Genomic DNA, 7,574 nt, shown 5'->3' with positions numbered 1-7,574 from the left:
CAATTAATTGTTTGGTTTCGTCAGATACGGTTTTATTAGTGGGATTGATCACAAACTGACGACCACATTCTTTACATTGACGTTTGGGTTTTCCATTATGAATAGAACCATTCTTGATCGGCTCTACCGAACCTGTCATGTAAAACTATCAACAACTTATGCTTGTAAAGCTTGTATAATAAGGCTTTGAGTTTTTGTTAGATTGATATTTATCAACTTTAGAGCATTGCTGGGCAGAGAGGGAGCTTGAGGAATTTTCTACAGTGTAAGTTCGGAAGAACCTCTTGATCCTATGGTGAGAACCACAACGCTTGACAGGGGAACGGCATGATCAAGCTAGAGGTTTAAAGACTGATCGGGTTCCAATTATTTTTATTAATAAATATTTTACACAATTCATACCAGGTAAGCAAGATAGCTCACCACTACTACCGAATCATTACCAGAGATTCTACTGCTGAACTGCAAATAATCACCCCCAGAGAATCCGATCCTTTAACAAATACAAAGAGACGATACCCCTTCAAAACCAGTTGATAGGATTATGGTAGTGACCGAAATCAACTTTTAAGAATCTATAATGGGCTTTATTGTCCATTATTATCTAAATAACGGACTAAAAGCCTGTTATATGCACTTTTCCTCGGTATTATCATGGCCTATCCTCTCTACGTCGCTTTTATTTGGCATCAACACCAACCCCTCTACAAATCCTGTCAAACTCGCACCGATGCTTCGGGACAATATCGCTTACCCTGGGTGCGACTGCATGGGGTGAAAGATTATCTCGATTTAATCCTGATTCTAGAACGTTTTCCCAAATTACACCAAACTGTCAACCTTGTCCCCTCTTTAATCCTGCAATTAGAGGATTACGTCAACGGACTAGCTATAGACCCCTATCTTGCTCTCACCGTCACCCCGGAAGCGCAGTTAACCCTGGCACAAAAACACTTTATCCTCGAACACTTTTTCGATGCTAACCATCGTACCCTGATCGATCCGCACCCCCGTTACGCTCAATTATACGCACAGCGTCAAGAAAACGGTCATAGTTGGTGTATTAGCCATTGGAATCTGCAAGATTATAGCGATCTCTTAGCTTGGCATAACCTCGCTTGGATCGATCCTATCTTTCACAGTCACCCAGAAATCGCTGCCTGGTTAGAACAGGGAAAAAACTTCACTTTAAGCGATCGCCAGCGAATTATCTCCAAACAGCGTCAAATTCTGCGTCGTATCTTGCCGCAACACCGGTTAATGCAGGAAACCGGACAACTAGAAATCATTACCAGTCCCTACACCCATCCAATTTTACCCCTGCTGGCCAACTCGGAAGCCGGCCGGGTAGCAGTGCCGAATATGACCCTTCCTCGGCAATATTTCCACTATCCTGAAGATATTTCCCGCCATCTCCAGAAAGCTTGGCAAATCTATATCGATCGCTTTGATAAACATCCTCGAGGACTTTGGCCCTCGGAACAATCCGTTAGTCCCGCGATTCTCCCCGCTGTCGCTAAACAGGGTTTTCAGTGGTTATGTTCCGATGAGGGGGTGTTAGGTTGGTCTCTGGGACATTACTTTCATCGCGACGAAAAAGGCAATATTAGCGAACCGGAATTGCTTTATCGTCCCTACCGTCTGGAAACTAGCAACGGCAATTTATCGATGGTTTTCCGCGATCATCGTCTCTCGGATCTGATCGGATTTAGCTATAGTGGCATGAAAGCGCAAGAGGCCGCTACAGACTTAGTTAAACACCTAGAAGCGATCGCCGAACAACTGAAAACCAACGCAGAAACCACGACCCTAGAAAAACCATGGTTAGTTACCATTGCGCTAGATGGCGAAAACTGTTGGGAAAACTATCATCAAGACGGTTTACCCTTCCTAGAGAACCTTTATCAACTTTTAAGCGACCACCAAGCGATCGAATTAGTCACCGTCTCCGAATATCTCGATCGCTTTCCCGCTAATGCAAAAATTCCTGTCAATCAACTTCATAGCGGCTCTTGGATCGATGCCAATTTTACCACTTGGATCGGCGATCCCGCTAAAAATAAAGCTTGGGAATATCTAATTTTAGCCCGTCAAACCCTCGCTAATCACCCGGAAGCGACGGAAGATAATAACCCCGACGCGTGGGAAGCATTGTATGCAGCGGAAGGTTCCGATTGGTTTTGGTGGTTTGGTTATGGCCATTCCTCCAATCATGACGCAATTTTTGACCAACTTTTCCGCGAACACCTGATCGCTCTTTATCAAGCTTTAAATGAGCCAATTCCCTCCTATTTGCTCGAACCGGTGGAAGAACACGGTAGCAAACAAAGTAATCGTCCTGAGGCTTTCATTCACCCCATTATCGACGGTTTTGGAGACGAACAGGATTGGGATAAAGCTGGACGGATCGAAATTGGTGGAGCCAGTGGTACAATGCACCGGGTCTCGTTAGTACAAAGGGTCTTTTTCGGTTGGGATCACCTCAATTTTTATCTGCGTTTCGATTGGAAACCGGGGGCAGAATTAGGCAAAGATATCCCGCCTGAAGTGCATTTATATTGGTATTATGATGAAGTGCATCGTCTGCAAAGTCCAATTCCCTTAGCAGATATTCCCCCTCGATCGCCCCTCGATTACGGTTATCATCATCATCTAGGAGTTAATTTAATCACGGAATTTACTTGGTTAGAAGCCGCTCAAGAATATTTTACTTGGCAGCGAGTTCCTAGTAGTGCCAAAGCTTCTTTTAATCAATGTTTGGAAATTGCTGTCCCTTGGGAAGGATTACACATTGAACCCGATGCTCGTCTGCATTTAATCGCAGTTTTAGCCAGTCAAGGTCAATACTATGATTTCCTCCCCGTTGAAGAATTAATCTTCCTGCAAAGACCTTAAATCCTGAGAGGGGGACAAGCGAAGATCAAAGTCTTGTCCACAGGGGCTTTAATTTTCTCTCGCTAATCTTCATGAATCATGCAGGTTAGAATAGGAAATGGGAGCGAGCTTACTAGAAATTACTATCAGTGAGTGGAATCTAGTGGGGAGAACTTTTGCAATTGAAAGCTCCAGAAAGCTCATGAGGTAAGGATTTCAGTCCTCTTGTCCCCCCGTCAGCTAGAACCCATTCTCCCCATACTTTCTTCCTGATCGCTGAAATGCTTGTCCATAATTGCTGCAGTGACTTGTTGAGCGTTGACAATTCTTTCAATCAAAGCATTGCTCCTATCAACTGCCTCTTTTTCATCATTTTTGGCAATTTCTATGACCCTTTCCGCCTCTTTTTCTGAAATCAATCCAAATTGAGATTGGTTTGGACATAAAGATTCATTTAAATCTCCTGGCTCAAATTTATCTAGGCTATCACCATAACTTCTTTTGTTCGACTTAATTATTTCCTGACCAATATCACTCAGAAAATAAACGAAAAGCTTATTGATTAATGGTTCACCAAAACTATTTGGGTAGAAGCAATGAAAACAGGTAAAATTGATAGCATTCGTCAGGTTTCTGATTACTTTAAGTCGTCCCCTGTTAAATACGCCAAATAGTATTGGGGCAGGTTTTCGGCTTTCTATTTTGTACCAAGGGTTTCTCGTTCTTGTCAGGTATCTTTCATGGTATCCGAAGGCTTCTCCTTGTTTTATGTATTCTTGGGTTTCTTTACTTTCGCTAAAAGTGATATTTAAGCAGTGAACTGGCTTTTCTAAATCATATAGATTTGTGAAGTCTTCTTCTGTAAAAACTGGCCGGCGTATTTGAGAACTTTTTGTCAGGCATTTACAAATAGATTTGTCATCTAATCCTAATTTGATAATTTTGCCTTTACTGAGGGCAAAAAATTCGTTTGCGCCAGTGGCGATACCTCGTGTGAATGAACCATAAACTGACAATCTAACGAAGTCTTTTGGCATAACTTTGTCGGAAAATAATGACATCAAAATAGGTGTCCATTTTTTACTGAATGGCAAATCCGAGTAATCTATTATTTTTTGATAATATTCACTAATATCCGAAATCTGCACGAGGTTATCGCCAGACTCAATTTGTGTAATCTTGATCGACTCTTTAATTCTATCTTTTTTGCAAAGTAGCACACATACTGTTGTAGTAGCGTCTGGAAAGATTTCTTTTTCGTTTGAAAAAATAATTATCTGTTTTAATAAATAGTTATCAAGAAGGCTTTTTTTTATTTCTTTGCCATAGCCTGTGTTGAAGAACTCAAATGGCATAATGAAAGCTAAGTTACCATTTTCTTTAAGTTCATTTAAGGCTTTAACAAGAAAGATTGACGAAATATTAGAATAACCAATGAGTTTTTTGCCGATTTGCTTCTCAATTATCGGTAAGACATCATGTCTATTCAGAAACTTTTGAAATCTCCCATAAGGTGGATTGCATATAATTGCATCATATTTGCTTGGTTCAGCCTTTAGATAGTCAGAATTATATAGATTTAGATTTGTTTGCTTATTAAGGTCATGCAAGTAAGAAAAAATATTTTTATCTATTTCATATCCTATAAATTGGCTCTGATTATTTGGTTTGAGTTTCATCATTTCATCATAAAAAACCCCAAGCCCAAATGCGGGATCTAAAACGGTTTCCGGTTCGTCTCGCAAAACCCATTGAGCCATAAAACGAGATACCAGTTGAGGTGTAAAAAATTGTCCGTAGTCTTTCCTATGGCTGATTGGCGTATTTTGTATATACTCAGATTCACGCATTAATAACATCTCTCATAAATATGTTGTTATCAAGATATCCTTGGCCTCCTGTAAATGTTACATAAAACAGAAGTCGTCCCCTATCTAATTCTTTCATAGCTGATTTATGCTCTGGCATATCAATTCGTCCTATAACTTCCTTGCAAATTTTTACATTTATCTTTATTGTTGTCTTCCCTTGGTTCTTTTCATCACGCTCAATTGAAAAATTGTTTCCTTCATTTTCGTCGTTGGAAACGAGTTCAAGGATGTCTTGGAACGAAATCACATAGGCTTTATCAAAAAAGACCTGTAAATAGAAATGTTTCACATTATATTTTTGTATCCACCTATTTACGAGGGCAATATCTTCCATTTTTGGAGTGATACTTAAATCATCTCTCTTATGAAGTGTTTTTATGCTTTCTTTTAACTCCCTTAAAAGCTTTTTCAAATCTCTGAGTTCTGAGGTTGAAGACCATGAAGGAAGCCTAAAGTTCAATTCTTTAAATGTCTCATCTGTCGCTTCTTCTATAAATTTATAAATCTCACTCTTTTGACGTTTTAGCAGTTCACCAAGAGGGCTATTTAATATTTGCTCTCGAATTGCTCCACACCTGTTTATCGCATCCTTCTGTCTCTCATTCATGAATGTTGTATATCTTTCAATAAGAAAGGAACTCGATCTTACTTCTAAAGCAACTACTGCTTTTTTCACATGGTCATCGTTATTTATATCAACATTTCTTTTGGGAAAATCCGATGATTTGAAAATCAAAATATCTGGCCTTTTTCCTATTGTATTTAGTTCCCTTTGGTATTCTGTATAAAAATCAGCAAAGCCTTCGTCCCCAGCAGATATTGAATCGGATCGTCCATATTGAACAGCAAAATAATCCGCCGAAAAATTGTTGATTGATTTATAAACAATCTGTTCAGCCCAATCCCCCTGTTCTTTGTTAGTAAGGAATTTAGAATGAGCCGTGGTTGGTGGACGGCCAGATATTTGTATTTCAGTATCAATATTAAATGGGCATTGCTTAATCAGGTTCAGAATATCGTCTTTGTACATTTTTGTTCTTTTTTTATGATACCCAACGGACTGGCTTAACCACAGTTGCTCCGCTTCTCGGTTAGCTCCTTTCGGTGCATTCTGTCGGTTGCGCCGAAGTGTTCTTGTGGCTGGCAAAAATCTTAGTATTTCCAACCATTAACATTAATTGCGGCCAGAACAACTGTTCATTATAACGAAATTTCGGGTCTAGGCAACCCCTAGAGGACAAAAAACCGAAACTTTCCCGATATTTTACGACAATAGCCAGAAACTTTCACCGATAACATACCAAATAGTCATCTTTATCGGCTCTCTTGTACATGGTGTGATAATTTCGACTAATCAGTTCGACCTTCTCTCTGTGTCCTCTGTGTCTGGAGTGGTTTTTTGTCTTGATCCCTAGTATTTTGACTCTTCTCGTTTCTGTGTGGAAGCATGAAACAGGAAATTAAGCCCTTTAACGCCCTATATAGTCCCATGATCTAGCTTTTTCAGGGCGCTGAGAGCATGGAGACGGACGATCGCCTCCCCATCGGCTGCTAAAGTCAGCAAAATGCTTTTATTATCCCGATCTAATGCTCCTAAAGCGATCGCTAGAGACTGTTTAACTCCCGTATCACCGAGGATCGCCGGACGGGAGTGATAAAAATTACCGAGAATTTCCCCTGCTTGTCGGCGTAATTTCTGGCAGGTTTGCCGGCCGAGAATAGCGATAATTTCCCGACAAATTAAGACATTTTCGCTATATAAAGCCTTTTCTAGATAATTTAAAGCTTCCCCATCCTCGATCCAGCCCAATGCTCGAACTACAGTTAATTTTAAACTATCGGGAGTTAAGGAAGATTGCAGGAGTGGATTTAAAGCTTTGGCTGAGGTTGCTGTGCCGATGCGACCGAGAGCGATCGCCGTTTCTTGACAGATATCGAGGTGGATATCGAATAACAGCGGTTGCAGATGGTTAACTAAATCTGCTTGGGGATAATTTGACCCTAGGTAACTACTAGCTTTAATTGCTTCCCGTCGCACATCGATAGCTGGGTCCTGTAAAGCATCGAGGATAATCGCAGTAATCTGGGGATGGTGAAAACTGCTTAAAGCTTCCATCGCCATGGCCCGAATGGCGCTAGATTCATCCTTAACTACGGTTAAAAGAGGTTCGACAATTTCTGGCCGGCGAATTTGTGATAAAGCTTGTACGGCTAAAAAACGCCTGTTCGAGTCGGACAGTAATTGTCCTAAACTAGAGATCGCAGAACTGCCGATATTGGCTAAAGCGGCCGCAGCCATTTGGCTGATTTCCTCCTCCTCCGATCTTTGCAATAATTGACTGAGAGCGAGAATACAGGCTCGATCATCAAATTGACTGAGAATTCTCGCCAGAAACCAGCGCATTTCCCCATCTTGTTCTTCGGATTCTAACAGGGCAATTAAAGGAGCGATCGCCGATTGACCGATTTTAGGAAATAGTTTCGCTATCTCCCATCGCTGTTGAAAATCGCATTTTTGTAAAGCTTTTAGGGCTAAATCGAGGATTTCATCGTTAATAATCGGTTCAATAGCATCTTTTTGGTTTAAAAGTCGCTGTATGCTGGCGTTTACTGTCTCCCAGTCTTTTTTATTCAACGCTATCTGAGCTTTTTCTAGCAGAGCTTGCATCGTGAGAAATGGCCTCGATTTTCTTGCTACCTATCCTAAGAATTTGACGCTCCCCGCTCTAAAGAGACGGGGATTCTTCGTTCATTGAGTCTCCGTTAGCAAGCAGGATTTCTCCAACCAACCAAGAGGGAATCTCTCCCGAAGCGTTTAAAGTTTGCGTG

4 protein-coding genes and 1 pseudogene are annotated in these 7,574 nt (G+C 40.9%); 1 reads left to right on the top strand and 4 read right to left on the bottom strand.

Annotation, left to right across the window (positions count from 1 at the left end; translation table 11 throughout):
• A pseudogene (locus tag EWV84_RS06330) lies at window positions 1-133 on the bottom strand (IS1/IS1595 family N-terminal zinc-binding domain-containing protein); the annotation flags it as partial.
• A gap of 521 nt (window positions 134-654) precedes the next feature.
• Between EWV84_RS06330 and EWV84_RS06325 the strand changes: the two are divergent.
• On the top strand, window positions 655-2,895 hold the full coding sequence (locus EWV84_RS06325) for a glycoside hydrolase (RefSeq protein ID WP_287077229.1): 2,241 nt from the start codon (window positions 655-657) through the stop codon (window positions 2,893-2,895).
• 215 nt (window positions 2,896-3,110) lie between these two features.
• Here the strand turns inward: EWV84_RS06325 and EWV84_RS06320 are convergent, their stop codons facing one another.
• From EWV84_RS06320 to EWV84_RS06310, 3 genes are all read right to left on the bottom strand, one after another.
• Complete coding sequence (locus tag EWV84_RS06320) at window positions 3,111-4,724, bottom strand: HsdM family class I SAM-dependent methyltransferase (RefSeq protein WP_287077227.1); 1,614 nt, start codon at window positions 4,722-4,724, stop codon at window positions 3,111-3,113.
• Window positions 4,717-5,892, bottom strand: coding sequence for an AccI family restriction endonuclease (locus tag EWV84_RS06315; protein WP_287077224.1), 1,176 nt, complete (start codon window positions 5,890-5,892; stop codon window positions 4,717-4,719). Before EWV84_RS06315 ends, EWV84_RS06320 begins: the two co-directional genes overlap by 8 nt.
• Before the next feature lie 330 nt (window positions 5,893-6,222).
• Window positions 6,223-7,413 (bottom strand): HEAT repeat domain-containing protein, encoded by a 1,191-nt coding sequence (locus tag EWV84_RS06310; protein WP_287077222.1) that lies wholly within the window; start codon window positions 7,411-7,413, stop codon window positions 6,223-6,225.
• Window positions 7,414-7,574 lie beyond the last annotated feature (161 nt).

The sequence above is a fragment of the Microcystis sp. M_QC_C_20170808_M3Col genome (assembly GCF_007095505.1).
Taxonomy (GTDB): Bacteria; Cyanobacteriota; Cyanobacteriia; order Cyanobacteriales; family Microcystaceae; genus Microcystis.
The sequence above is the reverse complement of the archived record's forward strand: the minus strand, read 5'-3'. Positions and strand labels throughout refer to the sequence as shown.